Source organism: Salinivibrio sp. ML290, from assembly GCF_001995695.1.
In the GTDB taxonomy this organism is placed as follows: Bacteria; Pseudomonadota; Gammaproteobacteria; order Enterobacterales; family Vibrionaceae; genus Salinivibrio; species Salinivibrio siamensis.
This window is the reverse complement of the sequence record NZ_MUEY01000001.1, coordinates 298,140-319,199: the sequence shown is the minus strand read 5'-3', so window position 1 is coordinate 319,199 and position 21,060 is coordinate 298,140. Positions and strand designations below refer to the sequence as shown.

General features: G+C 50.1%; 20 protein-coding genes and 1 riboswitch. Of the genes, 12 read left to right on the top strand and 8 right to left on the bottom strand.

Going from position 1 to position 21,060, the window contains the following annotated elements; translation table 11 throughout:
• The first annotated feature begins 126 nt into the window (after positions 1 to 126).
• The 7 genes from ald to infA all read left to right on the top strand — a co-directional run bounded on the left by ald (position 127) and on the right by infA (position 7,687).
• The gene (ald, locus tag BZG23_RS01560; protein ID WP_046073520.1) at positions 127 to 1,251 is read left to right on the top strand and encodes an alanine dehydrogenase; all 1,125 of its coding nucleotides are present in this window, start codon (positions 127 to 129) and stop codon (positions 1,249 to 1,251) included.
• 117 nt (positions 1,252 to 1,368) lie between these two features.
• Positions 1,369 to 2,331, top strand: coding sequence for a thioredoxin-disulfide reductase (gene trxB, locus BZG23_RS01555; RefSeq protein WP_046073521.1), 963 nt, complete (start codon positions 1,369 to 1,371; stop codon positions 2,329 to 2,331).
• Between the two features lie 77 nt (positions 2,332 to 2,408).
• A complete protein-coding gene (gene cydD / locus BZG23_RS01550; RefSeq protein ID WP_077605934.1) occupies positions 2,409 to 4,178 on the top strand; it encodes a heme ABC transporter permease/ATP-binding protein CydD in 1,770 nt (589 codons plus the stop codon).
• Positions 4,171 to 5,889: a heme ABC transporter ATP-binding protein/permease CydC gene (gene cydC / locus BZG23_RS01545; RefSeq protein ID WP_077605933.1), complete on the top strand. Its 1,719-nt coding sequence runs from the start codon at positions 4,171 to 4,173 to the stop codon at positions 5,887 to 5,889. The genes cydD and cydC overlap by 8 nt, the downstream gene beginning before the upstream one ends.
• 14 nt (positions 5,890 to 5,903) lie before the next feature.
• A complete protein-coding gene (gene aat / locus BZG23_RS01540; protein ID WP_077605932.1) occupies positions 5,904 to 6,614 on the top strand; it encodes a leucyl/phenylalanyl-tRNA--protein transferase in 711 nt (236 codons plus the stop codon).
• Positions 6,614 to 7,339 carry an arginyltransferase gene (locus BZG23_RS01535; protein WP_077605931.1) on the top strand — a complete coding sequence of 242 codons (726 nt, stop codon included), beginning with the start codon at positions 6,614 to 6,616 and terminating at the stop codon, positions 7,337 to 7,339. Before aat ends, BZG23_RS01535 begins: the two co-directional genes overlap by 1 nt.
• 129 nt (positions 7,340 to 7,468) lie before the next feature.
• On the top strand, positions 7,469 to 7,687 hold the full coding sequence (gene infA / locus BZG23_RS01530) for a translation initiation factor IF-1 (protein ID WP_021022425.1): 219 nt from the start codon (positions 7,469 to 7,471) through the stop codon (positions 7,685 to 7,687).
• A 64-nt stretch (positions 7,688 to 7,751) separates the two neighbouring features.
• Here infA and clpA read toward each other — a convergent pair whose 3' ends face one another.
• Together clpA and clpS are read right to left on the bottom strand one after the other, a co-directional pair.
• Positions 7,752 to 10,007 (bottom strand): ATP-dependent Clp protease ATP-binding subunit ClpA, encoded by a 2,256-nt coding sequence (clpA, locus tag BZG23_RS01525; protein ID WP_077579213.1) that lies wholly within the window; start codon positions 10,005 to 10,007, stop codon positions 7,752 to 7,754.
• Between the two features lie 45 nt (positions 10,008 to 10,052).
• On the bottom strand, positions 10,053 to 10,373 hold the full coding sequence (gene clpS / locus BZG23_RS01520) for an ATP-dependent Clp protease adapter ClpS (RefSeq protein WP_046073527.1): 321 nt from the start codon (positions 10,371 to 10,373) through the stop codon (positions 10,053 to 10,055).
• 805 nt (positions 10,374 to 11,178) lie between these two features.
• Between clpS and cspD the strand changes: the two genes are divergently transcribed.
• Entirely contained in the window at positions 11,179 to 11,400 is a 222-nt protein-coding gene (cspD, locus tag BZG23_RS01515) for a cold shock domain-containing protein CspD (protein WP_046073528.1), read from the top strand.
• A 77-nt stretch (positions 11,401 to 11,477) separates the two neighbouring features.
• Here cspD and BZG23_RS01510 read toward each other — a convergent pair whose 3' ends face one another.
• Together BZG23_RS01510 and BZG23_RS01505 are read right to left on the bottom strand one after the other, a co-directional pair.
• A complete protein-coding gene (locus BZG23_RS01510) occupies positions 11,478 to 12,059 on the bottom strand; it encodes a thymidine kinase (RefSeq protein WP_046073529.1) in 582 nt (193 codons plus the stop codon).
• Between the two features lie 107 nt (positions 12,060 to 12,166).
• The gene (locus tag BZG23_RS01505) at positions 12,167 to 13,750 is read right to left on the bottom strand and encodes a Na+/H+ antiporter NhaC family protein (protein ID WP_046073530.1); all 1,584 of its coding nucleotides are present in this window, start codon (positions 13,748 to 13,750) and stop codon (positions 12,167 to 12,169) included.
• Positions 13,751 to 13,838: 88 nt separating this feature from the next.
• Positions 13,839 to 14,020, bottom strand: a riboswitch (Lysine riboswitch).
• 272 nt (positions 14,021 to 14,292) lie between these two features.
• Here BZG23_RS01505 and BZG23_RS01500 point away from each other — a divergent pair.
• Entirely contained in the window at positions 14,293 to 14,718 is a 426-nt protein-coding gene (locus BZG23_RS01500) for an H-NS family histone-like protein (protein ID WP_077605930.1), read from the top strand.
• Between the two features lie 51 nt (positions 14,719 to 14,769).
• On the opposite strand, the gene BZG23_RS01495 is transcribed toward BZG23_RS01500, so the two are convergent.
• A complete protein-coding gene (locus BZG23_RS01495) occupies positions 14,770 to 15,741 on the bottom strand; it encodes a lytic murein transglycosylase (protein ID WP_046073532.1) in 972 nt (323 codons plus the stop codon).
• 10 nt (positions 15,742 to 15,751) lie between these two features.
• The gene (locus BZG23_RS01490) at positions 15,752 to 16,027 is read right to left on the bottom strand and encodes a YcgL domain-containing protein (protein WP_069361431.1); all 276 of its coding nucleotides are present in this window, start codon (positions 16,025 to 16,027) and stop codon (positions 15,752 to 15,754) included.
• Between the two features lie 269 nt (positions 16,028 to 16,296).
• On the opposite strand from BZG23_RS01490, the gene minC reads away from it, so the two are divergent.
• Genes minC through minE form a run of 3 tightly spaced genes read left to right on the top strand, consistent with a single transcriptional unit; the run spans position 16,297 to position 18,060 of the window.
• Positions 16,297 to 16,959, top strand: coding sequence for a septum site-determining protein MinC (minC, locus tag BZG23_RS01485; RefSeq protein WP_077579212.1), 663 nt, complete (start codon positions 16,297 to 16,299; stop codon positions 16,957 to 16,959).
• A 17-nt stretch (positions 16,960 to 16,976) separates the two neighbouring features.
• Complete coding sequence (gene minD, locus BZG23_RS01480; protein WP_046073535.1) at positions 16,977 to 17,789, top strand: septum site-determining protein MinD; 813 nt, start codon at positions 16,977 to 16,979, stop codon at positions 17,787 to 17,789.
• 1 nt (position 17,790) lies between these two features.
• Complete coding sequence (gene minE, locus BZG23_RS01475; protein WP_046073536.1) at positions 17,791 to 18,060, top strand: cell division topological specificity factor MinE; 270 nt, start codon at positions 17,791 to 17,793, stop codon at positions 18,058 to 18,060.
• A 74-nt stretch (positions 18,061 to 18,134) separates the two neighbouring features.
• Here minE and rnd read toward each other — a convergent pair whose 3' ends face one another.
• Both rnd and fadD read right to left on the bottom strand, forming a co-directional pair.
• A complete protein-coding gene (rnd, locus tag BZG23_RS01470) occupies positions 18,135 to 19,268 on the bottom strand; it encodes a ribonuclease D (RefSeq protein ID WP_046073844.1) in 1,134 nt (377 codons plus the stop codon).
• Between the two features lie 85 nt (positions 19,269 to 19,353).
• Positions 19,354 to 21,045, bottom strand: a complete 1,692-nt coding sequence (fadD, locus tag BZG23_RS01465) for a long-chain-fatty-acid--CoA ligase FadD (protein WP_077579211.1) — start codon at positions 21,043 to 21,045, stop codon at positions 19,354 to 19,356.
• Positions 21,046 to 21,060: the final 15 nt, after the last annotated feature.

Here is a 21,060-nt window from a genome sequence, read left to right as displayed (position 1 = left end):
CAAATTAAATAACATCTAAATGATCTTTAGCATCAAATGCTGGTTTGTTGCCTTTATACTAGCCTGAAAATTGACAATATCAATAACAAGCCAGCCGATAACACTGAATAAACAAGAGGTGACAGCATGATCATTGGCGTTCCAAAAGAAATCAAAAACCATGAGTACCGTGTTGGTATGGTGCCAGCGAGTGTTCGCGAGCTTATTTCTCACGGCCACTCTGTCTACATTGAGACCAACGCAGGTAACGGTATTGGTTTCTCTGACGACGACTATAAAGCCGCCGGCGCGTCTATCCTTCCTACTGCTGCTGACGTCTTTGCCAAAGCAGAGATGATCGTCAAAGTGAAAGAGCCACAAGCCGTTGAGCGTGCGATGCTCCGCGAAGGACAGATTTTGTTCACCTATTTGCATCTTGCACCAGATTTTCCGCAAACAGAAGACTTAATTAAAAGTAAAGCCATCTGTATTGCCTACGAAACGGTAACAGATTCTAAAGGTCGATTGCCACTCCTTGCGCCCATGTCTGAGGTCGCCGGCCGCATGTCTATTCAAGCAGGTGCACAAGCGCTAGAAAAATCACACGGCGGTTCGGGCATGCTGCTCAGCGGTGTACCTGGGGTCGAACCGGCGAAAATCGTGGTACTAGGCGGTGGTGTTGTCGGCTCGAACGCCGCTCGTATGGCCGTTGGTCTGCGTGCTGACGTCACGATTCTCGACAAAAATGTCGATACCTTACGTCGCCTTGATGAAGAGTTCCAAGGGCGTGCCAAAGTGGTCTACTCCACAGAAGAAACCCTTGAACAACACGTATTGAACGCCGATCTGGTTGTCGGTGCCGTGCTGATCCCAGGGGCTGCTGCACCCAAGCTGGTTAACGAAGATCACATTAAGCGTATGAAGCCAGGCGCCGCCGTGGTGGACGTCGCTATCGACCAAGGTGGCTGTTTCGCGACATCACATGCGACAACCCATGCAGATCCCACCTATATCGTGGATGATGTCGTTCACTACTGTGTTGCCAATATGCCTGGCGCGGTAGCACGTACTTCTACTGTCGCTCTSAACAACGCSACMCTACCTTATATCGTTAAGCTGGCGAATAAAGGCTATCGTGATGCCTTGGTCGAAGATGCGCATCTACGTAACGGTCTGAATGTCATTGGCGGTCAAGTAACCATCAAAGAAGTCGCAGAAGGTTTTGATTTACCTTATGTTGACGCAATGGACGCACTGAAGTCGGCACATTAATCGGCCACGCCAATCATAGAAATCGAGGGCACCATCACGGTGCCCTTTCTTTACCTTTCTAATTTACCTACAATCAGTCCATTCAAAAACGAACCTCTTTCCTGCTCGGAGACGTGAATGAGTAACATTAAGCATGCGAACCTATTGATCCTGGGTTCAGGCCCGGCTGGCTATACGGCCGCTGTTTACGCCGCGCGCGCTAACTTAAACCCTGTGATGGTGACCGGAATGCAACAAGGTGGCCAGCTGACCACCACCACCGACGTTGAAAACTGGCCTGGCGATCCTGAGGGACTGACAGGACCGGCATTGATGGAACGCATGAAAGCCCATGCGGAAAAATTCGAGACTGAGATTATCTTTGATCACATCAATGACGTGGACTTATCCTCACGCCCGTTCCGCTTAAAAGGTGATAACGGTGAGTTCACCTGTGATGCGTTGGTTATTTCTACCGGTGCCTCTGCGCAATATCTTGGCCTTCCATCTGAAGAGGCATTTAAAGGGCGGGGCGTCTCAGCCTGTGCGACCTGTGATGGCTTTTTCTATCGCAACCAGAAAGTCGCGGTGATCGGTGGTGGTAACACGGCGGTCGAAGAGGCCTTGTACTTGTCGAATATTGCCTCAGAAGTGCATGTTGTTCACCGTCGCGAGACCTTCCGAGCCGAGAAAATCCTCGTTGACCGCATGATGGATAAAGTCAACAACGGCAATATTGTCCTTCATACTAATCGCGTGTTGGATGAAGTTTTAGGCGATGAAATGGGCGTGACCCAAGCACGCTTGAAAGACACCCAAAGTGATGAAACCGAAACACTGGATGTGATGGGTGTGTTTGTTGCTATCGGCCATAAACCCAACACCGATATTTTTGCGGGTCAATTAGAGATGGAAAATGGCTACATCAAGGTTGAGTCGGGCCTTAATGGCAACGCCACTCAAACCAGCGTTGAAGGTGTCTTTGCTGCTGGTGATGTGATGGATCATGTTTACCGTCAAGCGATCACCTCTGCAGGCACCGGTTGTATGGCCGCATTAGATGCCGAGCGCTATCTCGACGCTCTGGCAAATAATCAGTAAGCCCACGCTCTCATGCAGGCTGCCGTTCGGTGGCCTGCCCAGCCTATTTGTAGGCTCTCATAAAACAATAAGACGATATGGATAAATCTAAACAGCGGGCGCTAACCCAATGGCTCAAGTCGCAGAGCACGTTAGCCAAACCCTGGTTAGTTGCGACGATTAGTATTGCACTCCTCTCCGGTGTGCTTTTGATTGCCCAGGCAGCACTTCTTGCCCACCTGCTGCACCAGTTGATTATTGAACAAACGGATAAATTTGCCCTACTCCCAAGCTTTTTTGCCCTGGCTGTTGTCGTGATAGTGCGTGCGCTATGCAGTTGGGCGAAAGAGCAAACGGGTTACCGCTGTGGTGAAGCGATTCGCCAACATATTCGTCATTTAATCCTGAATCGTCTCGAGGCGTTGGGGCCGGTGAGTATCCAAGGGCGCCCAGCAGGCAGTTGGGCGAGTCTGATTTTAGAGCAAGTGGAAGAGTTACAAGACTTTTTTGCCCGTTATTTACCGCAAATGGCCATCGCCGTCCTGATCCCGTTGGTGATCTTAGTCGCCGTTTTCCCAATCAACTGGGCCTCAGGATTGATCTTTTTAGTGACCGCACCGTTGGTCCCCTTTTTTATGGCCTTAGTTGGCATTAAAGCCGCTGATGCCAACCGAAAAAACTTTAAGGCACTGCAACGTTTATCCGGTTACTTCTACGACCGATTGCGTGGACTGCCCACACTCAAGCTGTTTAACCGCGTCGAAGCGGAGGCCGAGCAGCTTCATCTCGCGTCACACACGTTTCGTCAACGCACCATGGAAGTGCTTCGCCTCGCCTTTTTATCATCGGCCGTGCTGGAGTTTTTCACCGCTATTTCCATCGCCGTTGTCGCCGTCTATTTCGGCTTTAGCTTTATTGGTGAGCTCGACTTTGGTCACTATGGCGCCTCCATTTCGCTGTTTACCGGTTTATTTGTTTTAGTGCTCGCCCCCGAGTTTTATCAGCCGTTGCGCGATCTCGGCACCTTTTATCACGCCAAGGCGCAAGCGATTGGTGCGGCTGAGTCGATCGTTGAATTCCTGGACGCTCAGCCAGATACCGGCACTCAAGGTGAGGCCACGCCTGATTTATCCACCGTCGCTATTATCGCGCACGACCTGGAGGTACTCAGTCCCGACGGCCACGTATTGGCAGGGCCCATGTGTTTTTCTGCTCAGCCAGGCGAGCAGATTGCGCTCATTGGCGTCAGTGGCGCAGGCAAATCCAGCCTCCTTAACGCCCTGCTTGGTTTTCTGCCCTACCGTGGTAGCCTCACCATTAATGGCTGCGAACGCCGTGATCTCTCCATCAGCCACTGGCGCCAATCGATCAGTTGGGTCGGGCAGAATCCGCAACTTTTCCACGGCAGTATCCGCGACAATATTGCTCTGGCCAACCCTGAGGCAACGCCAGATATGATTAATCAGGTGATGACGCAAGCGTACGTGGATGAATTTGTGATGCGATTGACCGACGGCTTAGCCCACGCTGTCGGTGACCGAAATGGGGGGTTATCGGTGGGTCAAGCACAGCGCATTGCCGTCGCGCGAGCGCTATTACAAGATGGCGCCCTCTGGGTACTGGATGAACCGACTGCAAGCCTAGACGCACATAGCGAAAATCGCGTGCTAGAAACTTTGAGTGCAGCAACACACGATAAAACCTGTATACAGGTATCGCACCGTTTGGACTCACTCGCCAACAGTGACCAAGTCTGGGTAATGATGGATGGGAAACTCGTGCAACAAGGCCCATATCACAGTCTGGCTGACTCGGGCCCGCTGACAGAGATGCTGGCTTCCGCCGATAGGAGAAACCTCGATGCGTGAACTACTGCCCTATCTTCGCCTTTATAAGCGCCACTGGTTTGGTTTGAGTTTAGGCATGGTGCTGGCGTTTGCCACACTATTTGCTGCTATTGGCCTACTCACCCTCTCCGGCTGGTTTATTGCCGCTGCGGCTGTTGCAGGCCTAGCGAGTATCACTACCTTTAATTACATGCTCCCTGCGGCGGGTGTGCGTGGCTTCTCTATTGGCCGTACCTTTGGTCGTTGGGCCGAACGTGTGGTTAGCCACAATGCCACCTTCAAACTATTGGCAGATTTGCGCGTGTCATTTTTTCGCAAACTCGCCCCGTTAGTCCCTGATCAAGGGCTGAATATGCGTGATGGCGATTTGCTTAATCGCATGGTCGCCGATGTCGATGCCATGGATCACGTTTATCTGCGCCTAGTCAGCCCGATACTGGTCGGTATCGTCGGTATCCTGGCGGTGAGTTTCTTCCTGGGGTGGTTTGACCCAAGGCTTGGCATGGCGCTTGGACTGACCTTGCTCGCGTTACTGATTGGGCTGCCCATCCTTTTTTATCGCTTGGGCAATGATCAAGGCCGTGCTCAATTGGAGCAAAACGCAGCCACACGCATAGCACTGCTCGATTGGTTACAAGGCCACGCCGAGCTGGCTTTATTTGGCGCACGTGACCGTTATCGCGCCCGCATCGATGACAGCGAGCAAGCGATGCTTCACGCACAAGCCAATATGGCGCGTATTACCGGATTGGCCAATGCCGTGCTCGTCGCGGCCACAGGGCTAACATTGGTGATGATGATTTGGCTCGCAGCAGATGGTGTCGGTGAGCGTATGCCAGGCCCACTGATCGCGATGGTCGCCTTTACAACCATGGCCAGCTTTGAGCTGATGATGCCCATTACCGCCGCGTTCCAATATCTGGGTAAAACGCTTACCGCTGCCAAACGACTGAATGCGATCACCGAGCGAGCACCCAGTGTCCCCTTCCCTTCCCACGGACATACTGGCCCTGCCGTCGGCGATATTTGCTTTGATAGCGTCAGTTACCAATACCCAGGCGCGGCACAAGACGCGGTTTCAAATATCTCGCTCCACGTGACACCGGGACACACACTGGCACTGCTAGGAAGGACGGGATGTGGTAAGTCAACCTTATTGAGCTTGCTCACCCGCGCGTGGGATCCCACCCAAGGTCAAATCACCCTTGATGGGGTGCCTCTAACGCAATGGCAAGAGACCGCGCTTCGTGACGCCATGTCTGTGGTGACACAAAGCGTTGATTTGTTCAATGGCACACTGCGCGACAACCTTACCCTCGCTTGCCCAGATGCATCAGACGATGATCTCGCCTCTGCCCTGCACCGCGTCGGCTTAACCGGGCTGCTCGAAGGCCAAGGGCTAGACGCATGGTTGGGCGACGGCGGACGACAACTCTCTGGGGGCGAGCGCCGCCGCTTGGGGATTGCTCGTGGCCTCTTGCACCCCGCGCCGATTATGTTGCTTGATGAGCCAACGGAAGGACTGGATGTGCAAACCGAAGCAGAGATCCTATCCTTACTGCAAGACCATTGTCAGGATAAAACCGTGGTGATCATTACCCATCGATTGGTTGGCTTGGCGCATATGGACACAGTGTGTTTAATGGATGCAGGCCGCATTATTGAGCAAGGCACGCACCAAGACTTGCTGGCACGTAACGGTCGCTATGCACAACTCATGAACCGCTTGTAATAAGAGAGTGTACGATGACCCTCTTTTTACCCCCTTTAGCGCAAAATGATGTCGGCTTTCCGCCCGTGAATGAGGCGCTCTCTCACCCCGATGGCTTGCTCGCCATTGGGGGAGATCTATCACCTGCGCGGCTAATGTCGGCTTATCGCAGTGGTATTTTCCCCTGGTTTGGCGAAGATGACCCTTTATTGTGGTGGTCGCCGAGTGAACGCGCCATCCTTCAGCCCTCTGATTTTCACGCCAGTCGCAGTTTGCGTAAAGCCGCCAAAAAGTCTGCGCATACCATCACGTTCAATCGCGCATTCGAGACGGTGATCGCTACCTGCGCGACTATTCGTGGACCTGAACAGACCTGGATTACCGATGAGATGCAAGCCGCATACTGCCAGCTTCATCAGCAAGGCGATGCCCACAGTGTGGAAGTGTGGGACGGAGCACACCTTGTCGGCGGGCTTTACGGTGTCTCTGTAGGCCGTGTGTTCTGTGGTGAATCCATGTTTTCCCACACGACCAATGCGTCAAAGTTTGCCCTTTGGCAATTTAGCCAATTCTTCGCGCAACGAGGAGGGCACTACATTGACTGTCAGATGATGACCCCACATTTAGCCTCTTTGGGCGCCAAACCCTGGACACGCGACGTGTTTATCGCCGCGCTGTACGCTCATCGCGATCACCCCATTATCCAGGGCTGCCAACCGCAGCAGATAGCAGATTGGAGACCATAATGAGTGTGGGGATCCAAGTAGGCGTCACGCCTACAGCATCTTGCCAATACTTGTCTCACCAGCAAGAGCAACTGGCCGTGGTGATGTCGGCGGATTACCACACGCCCGAGCGATATGCTGCACTGTTAGCCGCTGGCTTTCGTCGCAGTGGTAACCTTATTTACCGGCCGCACTGTCCTCAATGCCAGGCCTGCCAAGCGCTTCGGATTGATGTGGCCAAATATCAACCCTCAAAAAGCCAAAAGCGTCATCGCAGCCAGCTTAATCGCCTAGAGATTAAAGTGAGTGATGAGCTTGATGAGAACTGGTTTGCACTCTTTCAACGGTACATCGCCACTCGCCACGCTGATGGCAATATGTACCCTGCCAAGCGCCAAGATTTTCTCGACTTTATCGGTAGTGACTGGTTATCCCCGCGCTTTATCCATTTGTATCAACGCGATCATAACCAACTCACCCTGGTTGCCATCGCCGTGACTGATGTCGTCGCCGATGGGTTAAGTGCGCTTTATACCTTTTTCGAACCAGAACACCGCTTCTCTCTTGGACGCGTCAGTATTCAGGCACAGCTACAACTGGCACATTCACTCCATTTACCCTGGCTCTACTTGGGCTATCAAATCGACACCTGTCCAGCGATGCGCTACAAGGCGGACTATTATCCACATCAACGCTTTATCAACCAGCAGTGGCGGGCGTTTTCCTGGCCGCTTATTCCACAATAGTGGCTATTTTTTCTAGCAAGGAGCGCCCCAACAGGGTAAAATTCGCACCCGAACTTTACAGACTTTCAGAATAGAGGCATTATCTGTCGGTCAAAAAATTGGCTACCAGAAGAGGCCTAAGAGGATTCAATGGCAAAAGAAGACGTAATTGAAATGCAAGGCACCGTACTCGATACGTTGCCTAATACTATGTTCCGCGTAGAACTAGAAAACGGTCACGTGGTGACTGCCCACATTTCAGGCAAGATGCGTAAGCACTACATCCGCATCCTGACCGGCGACAAAGTCACTGTTGAAATGACCCCTTACGATTTGTCCAAAGGTCGCATCGTTTTCCGTTCGCGTTAATCCTCCGAACGCGATCAAAAAACCCGGCAGCGATGCCGGGTTTTGCTTTTTCGTCTCAAGATGATTAAGCAGGTTCCATTTGATCACTGAATTGGAAGTCCAACCGGTTATCTTTCAATACCACACGAACCGTCCCTCCATTGACCAGACAGCCAAACAGCAGCTCATTAGCCAGTGGCTTTTTCAAGTTATCTTGGATAACGCGCCCCATCGGCCGTGCTCCCATTGCCTTGTCATAGCCTTCTTCCGCTAGCCAGCGCTTAGCCTCTGACGTCACCTCAAGCGACACGCCCTTGGCGTCCAGCTGAGCTTGTAGCTCGACAATGAACTTATCCACCACTTGCAAGATAACTTGCTCATCCAAGTGATTAAACCAGATGATGTTGTCCAAACGGTTACGGAACTCTGGCGAGAACACCTTCTTAATTTCGGACATTGCATCATGACTGTGGTCTTGCTGAATCAGGCCAATCGACTTACGCACCGTCTCGGCCACGCCAGCATTGGTCGTCATCACCAAGATAACATTGCGGAAATCGGCTTTGCGTCCGTTGTTGTCCGTCAAAGTGCCATTATCCATCACCTGTAACAACAGGTTGAACACGTCTGGGTGTGCTTTCTCAATTTCATCAAGCAGCACTACACTGTATGGGTGCTTGATCACCGCATCGGTCAGCAACCCGCCCTGATCGTATCCCACATAGCCTGGGGGAGCACCAATCAAGCGGCTCACTGTGTGACGTTCCATGTACTCCGACATGTCAAAGCGCTGCAGCTCAATGCCCATAGCGCGGGCCAATTGTACCGTGACCTCGGTTTTACCGACCCCGGTAGGCCCGGCAAACAAGAAAGAGCCGACCGGTTTATTCTCATCGCCCAGTCCTGCGCGGCTTAACTTGATCGCTTCAGACAACGCGGTGATGGCGGTATCTTGGCCAAACACCAACATTTTCAGCTTGTCATCCAGCGACTGCAGCACATCTTTATCTGACGAAGAAATCGACTTCTCAGGAATACGCGCCATTTTCGCAATCATACTCTCAACATCAGGGACATTGACCGTCTTCTTGCGTTTGCTGGCTGGCGCCATACGACACCGCGCCCCCGCCTCATCGATCACATCGATCGCTTTATCTGGCAAATGACGCTCATTAATGTATTTCGCCGACAGCTCCACAGCAGCACGAATGGCCTTATTGGTATAACGCACTTCGTGGTGGGCTTCGTATTTGGGTTTCAGCCCCATCAAGATTTTAGTGGTGTCATCAATAGAGGGCTCAATCACGTCGATTTTTTGGAAACGGCGCGCCAGTGCCCGCTCTTTTTCGAAGATAGAGCCATACTCTTGGTAAGTCGTCGAGCCGATACAGCGTAACTTTCCGCTACTCAACAGCGGCTTAATCAAGTTGGCGGCATCTACCTGGCCACCACTGGCAGCACCTGCGCCAATGATAGTGTGGATCTCGTCGATAAAGAGCACCGCATGATCTTCTTTTTCGAGTTGCTTCAAAATCGATTTAAAGCGCTTCTCAAAGTCACCACGGTATTTGGTCCCGGCTAACAGAGACCCAATGTCGAGCGAATAAATCACGCAATCTTTGATCACATCTGGCACTTGCCCTTCGACAATGCGCCATGCGAGCCCTTCTGCAATTGCCGTCTTACCGACCCCGGCTTCGCCAACCAACAGGGGATTATTCTTACGACGGCGACACAGGACCTGGATGGTGCGCTCAAGTTCCTTATCACGACCGATTAGCGGATCAATACCGCCAACACGCGCGAGCTGATTAAGGTTAGTCGCGAAGTTCTCCAACCGGTCTTCACCCGGCTCCGCACCGGCCTCATCGGCGCCCATGTCACTGCTTGGCAGATCGTCGCCTTCATCTTTCGTGGTGCCATGAGAGATATAGTTGACTACGTCAAGGCGACTCACGTCGTTCTTTTTAAGCAGGTAGGCGGCGTGGGACTCTTGTTCGCTAAAGATGGCCACCAACACGTTCGCACCGCTTACTTCGCTACGACCGGATGACTGCACATGAAAAACAGCCCGTTGGAGTACTCGCTGGAAGCTTAGCGTTGGCTGCGTCTCCCGCGACTCATCGTCCGCAGGGATCAGCGGTGTGGTTTGTTCGATAAACGCATCAAGTTCTTTGCGCAGCGCCTCCAAGTCTGCACGGCACGCGACCAGCGCATCGTGCGCGGCCGCATTTTCGATCAACGCGAGAAGCAGGTGCTCCACCGTCATGAATTCGTGGCGTTTTTCACGCGCACGTGCAAACGCGCCATTCAAACTGGCTTCAAGTTCTTTGTTAAGCATAAAGGCACCTCCCTCAAAAACCGCGCTAAAGCGTGATGGAGCCGGCTAAGCTTTCTCCATCGTGCACAGTAGCGGATGGCCATGCTCTTTGGCATACATCATTACCTGTGCCACTTTCGTTTCAGCGACCTCGGCGGTAAATACGCCACAGACCGCTTTTCCTTCATAGTGCACCGTCAGCATGACTTGCGTCGCTTTGTCCACATCCATGGCAAAAAACGTCTGGAGCACATCGATAACAAACTCCATCGGAGTATAGTCATCATTATTTAGCACCACCTTGTACATTGATGGCGGTTGCAACTTGGTTTTTTCTGACGATTCGGCCTCTGCGTCAGGCAAACCCCACTGGTTCCAATTACTCATAACTCATTCAATGCATTGTTAGGGTGTCTCGGTAAGTGATGTGGCGGGGCACTACTGCCATCCACGATTCCCGTCCACCTATACTTAAAGTTAAGCCACAGATTGTATTCCAGCAACCTTTTCATTGCGAACACCGTTTGCCTGAGCAATTGTTAAGCACTGCATTATGTAATAGTGTCTGACGCCGCATTTCGTTCACTGCGCGCGACACGAACGTGTCATCGCTCACTGCATCAAAATGCATAAAAAATAAGGCAGTACGGCTAGCAAATAACGTGTGGGTGGATCGCGTCAAGCGCGACAGGTGAGAAATAGGTACACGCCTCTCTCGATTCGACAATATTCACTCCATGATCATTTTTAAGCAGGCAGACTCCTTACGTAATGCCAGTAGCGCTCATGCCAATCCAAACACTTAAGGGCTAAAGAGCAAGTTATTAGAATAAAAAGTAATAGTTCAGCCCTGTAGTAGCGCATCTATCACTGTAATCACACGGGTTTATAGCGAAAACATCCAGGGTAAAATCTAAAAAACTATGCAATTAAGATGTCTGTTGTTGAATGAATAATTGCCACTTCCTCACACTTTTTCGATTCGATATTACATTACTGTTATAAGTTATACCCCACACTTGACTGCCTAAAAGTATCTACTAAAGTGAAACATGTGGTAGGTAAACTAACCATGTCACTTCTATTCAATCATATCAGTGATGGCAACGGTGCCACGCTGCCGGGATTGATGAGGTGGAATGAACGCGTTTATCGCAGGTATGCAAAGTTTGATGCAAGAAGGATGTGTCGCATGGAAACTGGTACAGTAAAATGGTTTAACAATGCAAAAGGATTTGGCTTTATTTGTCCGGTAGAAGGAGAAGGCGATGTGTTTGCCCACTATTCTACCATCCAGATGGACGGATATAAGACATTAAAGGCGGGACAAACCGTCAACTACGAGGTTCAGGAAGGACCAAAAGGCTACCATGCCAGTGAAATTGTGCCAGTCGATCAAGAAGCGGCTAAATAGCGCTGAATCCGGTCGGCCAAATGGAAAAGGCGAGCTTACCGCTCGCCTTTGTTGTGTTTGACCGAACTCAATGCCGTCTAGAGTAACCCAAGCATCTGTTTGTAGTGGCGGCGACACACAGAAACATAACGTTCATTGCCCCCAATCACCACCTGATCACCATCCGCAATGGCATTACCCTCGCTATCTTGGCGAATAACTCGACTCGCTTTACGTCCACAATGGCACACGGTTTTCAGTTCAACGAGCTTATCAGCCCACGCCAACAAGTACTGCGACCCTTCAAACAGCTCACCACGAAAATCCGTTCTTAATCCATAACACAATACTGGGATCCGCAGCTTATCCACCACATCGGTGAGCTCAAGGACTTGCTGTTTGGTCAAAAATTGGCTCTCATCAATCAATAAACAGTCAACTTTCTCTTGCGCCAAGATAGTCGCAACGTGCTCGAATAGCGACGTCTGATTGTCATACAGGTGGGCATCAGCTTCTAAGCCAATTCGCGAACTAATTTTTCCGACCCCATAGCGGTTATCAATCGCGGCGGTAAAGAGTAGAGGCTGCATACCGCGCTCTTGGTAGTTAAAGGCCGATTGTAACAAGGTGGTCGACTTACCCGCGTTCATTGCCGAATAATAAAAGTATAACTGAGCCATAACTGTCTCTACACGTAATGCCCGTTGTGGGCGAGCTGGATTAAATAAACAGGCATGCTACCGCACTAGCAGAAAAAGAAAAGCCCCGCCGAGGCGAGGCTAGATAATTAACCGACCAATTTACACGGTCGCTTTTTAAGCCACATTAACCCAGCACATAGTGCAACGAACGCAAACACGGTCGCCATCAAGGACCAAAGAAGTGACGCGGTAAAGCCTAACACCATGAAGCCTACGGTTGAGACAAGCGCCCCGCCAATAGCATAAGGGAGCTGGGTGGCGACGTGGTCAATATGTCCACATCGTGCCCCTGTTGAAGACAAGATAGTGGTATCAGAAATTGGTGAACAATGATCGCCAAATACCGCCCCCGCCAATACTGCTGAGAGCATAGGTAGCATCAGAGCAATGTCTGTCGCCGCGGCAAGATCGCCCGCGATAGGAAGCATAATACCGAACGTCCCCCACGACGTCCCTGTTGCAAAGGCCATCACTGCCGCCAACAAGAAGAGCACCACAGGCAAGAGTTGCGCCGGTAAGTTCCCCTCAACCAAGGACGACAAATATTTGCCTGTTTGTAGGTCACCAATAATATGGCCAATTGACCAAGCAAATAACAGAATGAGGATCGCGCCAAACATAGACTTTGCGCCCACCCAAAGGGTTTTCGCAATATCTGATACCGCAATACCCTGTTTACCTGTCATCACTAAGGACACAGCTAAACCCGCCAGTCCCCCCCACAGCAATGACATGCCGACATCGGTATTTTCAAACGCGCCGAGGAGAGAAAAGGATTGTGCATCAGCGGCCAAGGCCTGCCCGCCGGTATATAGCATCGCCCCCACCGTCGCCACGACTAGCATAATAATGGGGGCGACCAAATCAGCCACGCTGCCTTTATCACTTTCTTCAATCCCTAAGTCATCGCAGATATCAGCGCAGTTTTCACTTTCATCGCCCAATCGACTGCCTTTTTTCGCCTGATATTCAAACTGACGCATCGGGCCAATATCCAGTTGAAACCAAACCACCGCAAACACTAATAGCAAGGCAAAAATGGCGTAAAAGTTCATCGGGATCATGGTGACAAATGCCCCTAGCGCCGTGTAATCCGTTACACCATGCGCCACTAAAATCGAGCCAATCACGGTAATGATATAGGCTCCCCAGCTTGATGCTGGCGTGATCACACACATAGGGGCTGCCGTGGAGTCAAGGATGTAAGCCAGTTTCGCTCGAGAGACGTGAAATCTATCTGTCACGGGGCGAGAAACGGCGCCCACCGCTAAGCTGTTGAAATAATCATCGACAAATATAAATACGCCGAGAAAAGCGGCGAGCAGTTTCGCCCCACGTTTACTCTTGATCCGGCTTTGCGCCCAATTGGCGAACGCGCGTGTGCCTCCAGAAAGAGACAGGAGCGCAGTGATCATACCGAGTAAAATAAGAAACGCGAGAATACTTAAATTCCAGCTATTTAAGCCTCCATCAGCAATAAATAGTCCAGTGATCACCTCAAGTAAGTACTGTCCAGAAGAGAGGAAAGAAAAATCGGTCAGTAATACAGTACCCAGTACGATTCCCATGCCCAACGACAATAAAACCCGTCGTGTGGCAATCGCGAGGCCTAGCGCCAATAAAGGGGGAAGCAGTGATAAAGCGGATGAAGAAAAATCTGTTAAGTTCATGATCTCAGTGTCAACCAGGTGGTTGGAGATCTACTGCAGAAATGAAGACGGTAAGGTGTGGTATCACACGGCAAACAGCTTGCCTCCTACATACAGTAGCGCTCCATAGTGTATTTCCAAGTACTATGGCAGTGCTGCCCCTATTCGGTAACAGCCCCAGCTCAATCGGTGTGATGACCTGATTGGCTTCGGCGTTGTTTCCTTTTATGCGCTCTCATCGGTATCACCCTCTTGCGCACGACTTATAAACAACGCACCTCTACGTTAAGCGTGGTGCATTCTACACAACGTGTTTACTATCGCAACTATTTATGGTTGAAAAAACGTCGATTAACCCCCACCTTACTCGATGCCAATAAAATGCGTCTTATCTTCTATTTTTTTAGACATCTGTTTCAAAAAAGACAATAGAATTAAAGTCAAATTTGCGGTTAACTTGCAATTAATGAACAATATGGCGTATTAATATAGGTCATATTGTATATTTCAATTATACTGCTATCATTCTTTCAATTAACATATAAATCAAATAGGAACCAATAATGTCTGATGCAATGAAAGCCTTACTCAATTTGCGTAGCTTACGCGCAGTTGCAAAAGAGATGTCTACTGAGCAGCTGAACGAAGCCTTAGAAAAATTACAAACGGTTGTTGAAGAGCGCAAAGAAATCGATCGCCAAGCTGAAGCGCAAGAAAAAGAGCGCTTAGAGAAGTTAGAAAAATACCGTGCTATGTTAGAAGCCGACGGTATTGACCCAGAAGAAATCGTGGCATTGTTAGGTGGTGCTTCTAAGAGCAAAGCATTGGGTAAACGCGCGACTCGTCCAGCAAAATATCAATATACGGGCGAAGATGGCTCACAAAAAACCTGGACAGGCCAAGGTCGTATGCCGAAAGTGATTCGCGAAGCGATTGAGAGCGGTGCGGCTAAGCAGGAAGATTTCCTCATCCCAGGCCAAGAAGCCTAAGTCCATATTCCCGCATAAAAAAAAGAGGCGCTCAGCCTCTTTTTTTATTCCTTAACCAAATTTAATTCTGTCTGCCAAATGGCTCACCGCTAACGCAAAGTAATGCGAGCGATTCCATTTCAATAAACTCTGATAATTATTATAAACAAGATAAGCCCTGCCTTTACCATCATCAGGCTGAATCAACCACGCGTTGATATCGACGGCAGGTAGCGCCTGACCATTCAACCGGCGCACACCACGCGTCTGCCAGGCACTCAATGAGTGTGCTTTATCACTGTCGGTGCCAAGCAAAGTACGATCTATTCCTGCAGGTAGCTGTACTTGCCGCCCCCATGTATAAGTATCATCCCACCCGGCTTTTTTTAAGTAATTCGCAGCAGACGCAAAAACATCGGCTTCTGTTTGCCAAATGTCTTTCTTACCATCTTGATTGCCATCGACCGCGTAATTAATAAACGAGCTTGGCATAAACTGGCATTGGCCCATTGCCCCTGCCCAAGAGCCTTTCATCGCTTCTGGCGCAATGTGCCCTTGCTGCAATATCTTCAGTGCGGCCATAGTCTCTTTACGAAAAAAGGCCTCTCGACGACCATCAAAGGCTAATGTTGATAGAGCTTCAATCACATTATAACTGCCCTGCAGTTTGCCAAAATTACTTTCTACGCCCCATAAAGCCACAATAAAACGCGGCTGAACTTGGTACTGCTCACCGATGGTTTTCAACGTGTCGTAATGTTCACGATACAGTTTTTTCGCTTGGGCGACTTTCCAATCAGGCACAGCACGCGGAATATATTCATCCAGCGTAAGGCGTCGCTCAGGTTGATTTCGATCGGAGCTGACCGCACGCTCGTGGTATTCAACGTCCTTAAACGCACGCTCAAGTAACGCATCACTGATGCCCGCCTCTCGTGCCTCGGCTTTTAAGGTGGTCACATACTGCTCGAATCCGGGCTTGGCCATCACAGGGCTCACCAAAAGTGCCGCCGCGATAGAAGCTGAAATCATACCTTTGCGCATAGTCTTCCTTTTACAGTTTTTCGTTTTTATTACGAATGGCCTGCAATGCCGCATCAGGTGGCGGGGGCAATTGCACAAAAAAACCATCACTTTGCAGGCTTTGTTTAACCTTATTGATGTCAACAGCAGCCAGTTTATCGCGCTTGTCTAAGTTGATCATCATGGCAAATTCGGGTTGCCCAAAGCTATTCATTAATGCCTCAGGCACATCATCAAATTTATCTTTCTCTGCAAGATAAAGATAGGTGCCTTCTTTCTTTTTGCTACGATAAATTGCGCAATACATCTCAAAAGTCCTCATGAGCATGCCATATTACTGGCGATAAATTGTCATCTCGGGGTAAAGGTTTGTTAAGCTTTGCAGCAAAGTGTGTCAAAACGCGTCTCTGCTGCCATTTCTCATTCAAACGTTAAAAAAACACCATTAAAGGGAGATATGCCGCATCAACGGCAAACCCTGCTTGCCGCATTGGCGCTGTGAATATACCATGCTATCCAACGTCTGATAATGCGCGTCTGACTCGTGTTTAAATGACAAAACCGGGATCGAATAACATGCTCAAACAACCGGAGTTGAAAGGCTCAACCTTTACCCTTTCCGTCCTCCACCTCGTTGACGATAATTTTGCTGCCGCTGCCAATGTTTTGACAGAGAAAGTCACCCAAGCACCGGCCTTTTTTCAAGGCGCCCCTGTTGTCGCTGACATTAGCCGTCTATCACAATGTCCTGATATCGGTGCCTTAAAGCAGTGCTTACAGGCCACAGGCATGATTCTCGTCGGATTGACCGGCGTCACCCATAATGATACACGCGAGCTTGCGCTGAATGCGCAGCTAGCCGTGCTCAAGTCAAGCAAGCAATCCCGAGTTGCCGATCCGATTCAGCCGCCTGCCAAAGTGGTCACCGCCCCCGTGCGTTCAGGTCAGCAAATCTATGCGAAAAACGCCGATCTGGTGATCCTCAATCATGTCAGTGCCGGCGCGGAAGTGATAGCCGATGGCAGTATTCATATCTATGGCGTTTTGCGTGGCCGAGCTATTGCCGGCGCAAGTGGACAAAAGCAAGCGCGTATTTATTGTCAGAACCTTCAGTCAGAATTATTGTCAGTAGCAGGAAGCTATTGGCTCAGCGATAAAATTCCATCAGAACATTTAGAGCGACCTTCCATGGTCTCGCTTAATCAAGAAAGCTTACACATTGACCCCCTCACGCTATAAGAGAATAAGGAAGAGGAATGGCACGAATTATTGTAATTACTTCCGGTAAAGGCGGTGTTGGTAAAACAACATCGAGTGCGGCATTGGCGACCGGGTTGGCCATGACAGGCAAAAAAACCGCCGTGGTCGATTTTGATATTGGCCTACGTAACCTGGATTTGGTGATGGGCTGTGAGCGTCGGGTCGTCTATGACTTTGTCAATGTCATTAACGGCGAAGCCAATCTGCATCAAGCATTAATTAAAGACAAACGCGTAGACAATTTGTTTATTCTGCCAGCCTCACAAACACGCGATAAAGATGCGCTAACCAAAGACGGCGTGGAGCGGGTTCTAAAAGACATGGATGAGCTTGGCTTTGAATACATTATTTGCGACTCGCCCGCGGGCATTGAAGCCGGTGCATTAATGGCGCTGTATTTTGCTGACGAAGCGATTGTGACCACCAATCCAGAAGTTTCATCCGTACGCGACTCTGATCGGATTCTTGGTATTCTCGACTCCAAGTCACGCCGCGCAGAAAACGGCGAGGATCCGGTAAAACATCACTTATTACTCACTCGCTATAATCCTGCACGTGTGACCAACGGTGAAATGCTCAGTGTTGAGGATGTTGAAGATATCTTGCGTATTCCACTGTTAGGGGTCATCCCGGAGAGCCAGTCTGTGTTGCACGCCTCAAACAAAGGCGAGCCAGTGGTACTTGACCAAGAATCTGATGCAGGCCAAGCCTATGAAGATGCCATTGCGCGTCTGCTGGGTGAAGAGCGTCCCTTCCGCTTTATCGAGGAAGAGCGCAAAGGTTTCCTAAAACGCTTATTTGGAGGCTAATGTGGCACTGCTTGAATTCTTCCGCCCATCTAAGAAAAAGTCGGCCAATATTGCCAAAGAGCGTTTACAAATTATTGTTGCCGAGCGTCGCAGTGCAGATAGCCCAGCGCCGACTTATTTGCCTCAGCTCAAGCAAGATATTTTAGACGTGATCCGCAAATACGTGGATATCGCACCGGACCAAGTGTCTGTCAGCCTAGAGCAAGGCGATGATGACCTATCCGTCTTGGAGCTGAATGTCACCTTGCCCGAAGAGGGAAAAGAGAGCTAGATCTCAATCACAACGGGCTAATACAGAAAGCGGTGGCTCAAGGCCACCGCTTTTGTTTATGCGTGAGATGATCACTATGCCCCTGGGGCGTTAGGGATCATCGTCAGCAATGTCTCACCCACTAACCGAAAGCGCCACCCCGAGGCTAAGTCAGGACGTTTGTCTTCTTGACGCTCCTCTCGCCATACCCAGGTAATCAATTGATTAAGCTGCTTTTTAGATCCAATAAACTCAGGCGCTAAGCCTGATTTATCTGCCTGGGCTTGCACCTGCTCCTTAATCGCTTTAATCACCGACTTATACCCAGGCTCATCGACTAAGCGTGTGATGGCCGGCGGGCATTTGGCTAACGGGGTTTTATCCGCTTGCGTGGCCAACGTGATCAAGGTTTGCGCGTGATAACGAACTTCAAATTTGTCGAACCCATGCTCGTTCATTTGCTCAACCGTACGAATACCATAACGCGCCATTTTCCAGAGGTTTTGCTCTTTAACGATAAAGTTGAGTGCCATATTCCGGCGGCGCGCTTCCTTAGCTCGCCACTTGGCAAGGGCTTGCAATACCGCTAACTGTTGAGGTTTAAGCTGCCACGCATATTTAATATCGAGATAAGCTGCTTCATCCGGCTTTACCCACTGCTTTTTGCGGCACAACAGGCCACACTCTTCTACCATTGCGTCATACCACGGTGTGTCGGATAGCGCTTGAGTCAGCGCTTGATAAAGCGGTAGCAAGTAATACACATCAGCGGCCGCATACTGTTTCTGCTTGTCCGTTAAGGGACGTGCACACCAATCAGTGCGCGACTCTCCTTTATCTAAGCTCACGCCGACATAACGCTCTACCAAGCTTGCAAAGCCCTCGGAGACGCCATGACCTAAAAAAGCGGCGACGATTTGCGTATCTACCATGGGGGTTGGCAACACGCCCGCGTAGTGCTGAAAAACCTCTAAGTCTTCGCTACTCGCATGTAACACCTTGGTGACCTGGGTGTCAGTCAACAGCGCCCATAACGGAGAAAGATCATCAATGGCTAGCGGGTCAACCAGCACCAGTTGCTCGCCATCATAAATCTGGACCAGCCCCAGTTGTGCATAAAAGGTACGCGTACGGACAAACTCGGTATCAAGCATCACAACGGCTTGGTCACGGAAATGTGCGCAGATATCGACCAGCTGTTGATCGGTGGTGATTTGTTGATAGTTCACAAAAAAGCCCATAAAGAAAATGCCGGCGAGGCCGGCATTTCGTGATTCGTTATCGACAGTTTACCCTTTTCTGGGTCGGTTCGCATTAAGCTGACGCTTTTTGCTCAGTGGCTTGCGGCTCATCGCGTAACTCTCGACGCAGAATTTTACCCACATTGGTTTTAGGCAGTTCATCTCTAAATTCCACGACACGTGGTACCTTGTAGCCAGTGAGGTGTTTGCGACAGTGCGCCACAAGATCATCTCGCGTAAGCGAAGGATCTTTTTTGACCACACAAATTTTAACCACTTCACCAGAATTCTCATCTGGCTGGCCAATGGCGGCCACTTCTAACACCTTGTCATGTAACGCAACGACATCTTCCACTTCATTAGGATACACATTAAAGCCAGAGACGAGGATCATGTCTTTTTTGCGATCGACAATATGCAAGAAACCATCATCATCGAACTGCACCACATCGCCAGTCGCTAACCAACCCTGTTCGTCGATACTGTCTCGTGTCGCCTCTGGACGATTCCAATACCCTTGCATCACTTGCGGGCCACGCACTAACAACTCACCCGGCTGGTTGTCCGCCACATCTTCACCCTGATCATCAACGATGCGCACCTCCGTCGATGGCACGGGCAACCCAATGGAGCCGTTGTAGTCACGTAAATCATAAGGATAGGCCGCAACCAGTGGCGAACACTCCGTCAACCCATATCCTTCGAGCAAATGCTTGCCAGTCAGCTTTTTCCAATTTTCCGCGACAGCCCTTTGCACGGCCATACCGCCACCGACGGTCAAGCGCAGGTTAGAAAAGTCCAACTCATGGAAATCTTCGTTATGGAGTAGCGCGTTAAACAGGGTATTCACGCCTGTAATGGCCGTAAACGGATACTTTTGTAGCTCTTTAACAAAACCTGGAATATCGCGTGGGTTGGTGATCAGTAGATTTTGTCCACCCATTTCAATAAACAAGAGGCAATTGACCGTGAGCGCAAATACGTGATAAAGCGGCAATGCAGTGACAACTAACTCCTCACCTGCATTGAGTACCGGCTGATACGTCCCTTTGGCTTGATAGACGTTAGCTAACATATTTCTATGCGTGAGTACGGCGCCTTTCGCTAACCCCGTGGTGCCACCGGTATATTGTAAAAATGCAATATCCTCGCCTTTCAAAAAAGGCTTCACATATTGCATACGTCGACCACGGCGCAGCGCTTGGCGCATCGAGGTCGCGTGCGGCAAATGATACTTAGGCACCATTTTTTTGACGTATTTGACTACAAAGTTAACCAGGGTCCCTTTGGCTCGTGGCAACTGTTCACCCAAACTGGTCAATACCACGTGTTTCACCGGCGTATTGTCGACCACTTTCTCTAACGTGTGAGCAAAGTTACTCACAATCACAATCGCCTTTGCCCCGGCGTCCGTTAATTGGTGCTCAAGCTCGCGAGGGGTGTACAACGGGTTAACGTTCACGGCGACACAACCGGCTCGTAAAATACCAAACAGGGCAATTGGGTATTGCAGCAAGTTCGGCATCATAATGGCAACGCGATCGCCTTTTTTCAGTTTCAGCTCGTTTTGTAGATAGGCTGCAAACGCACGGCTACGCTCTTCCAGTTTACGAAATGTCATGACCTGCCCCATATTAATGAAGGCAGTTTGATCCGCGTACTGCTGGACAGAATGTTCAAACATCTCGACCAGAGAGCGATGGGCATCTGGATCTATTTCCGCCGGCACATCCGACGGGTAACGATTAAGCCATACCTTTTCCACTGGCTTTCTCCTATG

Coding starts and splice junctions, on each gene's coding strand:
- BZG23_RS01510 (WP_046073529.1), bottom strand. CDS start 12,059: ATGGCTCAGTTATACTTTTATTATTCGGCAATGAACGCGGGTAAGTCG.
- trxB (WP_046073521.1), top strand. CDS start 1,369: ATGAGTAACATTAAGCATGCGAACCTATTGATCCTGGGTTCAGGCCCG.
- BZG23_RS01505 (WP_046073530.1), bottom strand. CDS start 13,750: ATGAACTTAACAGATTTTTCTTCATCCGCTTTATCACTGCTTCCCCCT.
- BZG23_RS01535 (WP_077605931.1), top strand. CDS start 6,614: ATGAGTGTGGGGATCCAAGTAGGCGTCACGCCTACAGCATCTTGCCAA.
- cydC (WP_077605933.1), top strand. CDS start 4,171: ATGCGTGAACTACTGCCCTATCTTCGCCTTTATAAGCGCCACTGGTTT.
- cspD (WP_046073528.1), top strand. CDS start 11,179: ATGGAAACTGGTACAGTAAAATGGTTTAACAATGCAAAAGGATTTGGC.
- BZG23_RS01495 (WP_046073532.1), bottom strand. CDS start 15,741: ATGCGCAAAGGTATGATTTCAGCTTCTATCGCGGCGGCACTTTTGGTG.
- minD (WP_046073535.1), top strand. CDS start 16,977: ATGGCACGAATTATTGTAATTACTTCCGGTAAAGGCGGTGTTGGTAAA.
- cydD (WP_077605934.1), top strand. CDS start 2,409: ATGGATAAATCTAAACAGCGGGCGCTAACCCAATGGCTCAAGTCGCAG.
- minC (WP_077579212.1), top strand. CDS start 16,297: ATGCTCAAACAACCGGAGTTGAAAGGCTCAACCTTTACCCTTTCCGTC.
- clpS (WP_046073527.1), bottom strand. CDS start 10,373: ATGAGTAATTGGAACCAGTGGGGTTTGCCTGACGCAGAGGCCGAATCG.
- BZG23_RS01500 (WP_077605930.1), top strand. CDS start 14,293: ATGTCTGATGCAATGAAAGCCTTACTCAATTTGCGTAGCTTACGCGCA.
- clpA (WP_077579213.1), bottom strand. CDS start 10,007: ATGCTTAACAAAGAACTTGAAGCCAGTTTGAATGGCGCGTTTGCACGT.
- aat (WP_077605932.1), top strand. CDS start 5,904: ATGACCCTCTTTTTACCCCCTTTAGCGCAAAATGATGTCGGCTTTCCG.
- infA (WP_021022425.1), top strand. CDS start 7,469: ATGGCAAAAGAAGACGTAATTGAAATGCAAGGCACCGTACTCGATACG.
- BZG23_RS01490 (WP_069361431.1), bottom strand. CDS start 16,027: ATGTATTGCGCAATTTATCGTAGCAAAAAGAAAGAAGGCACCTATCTT.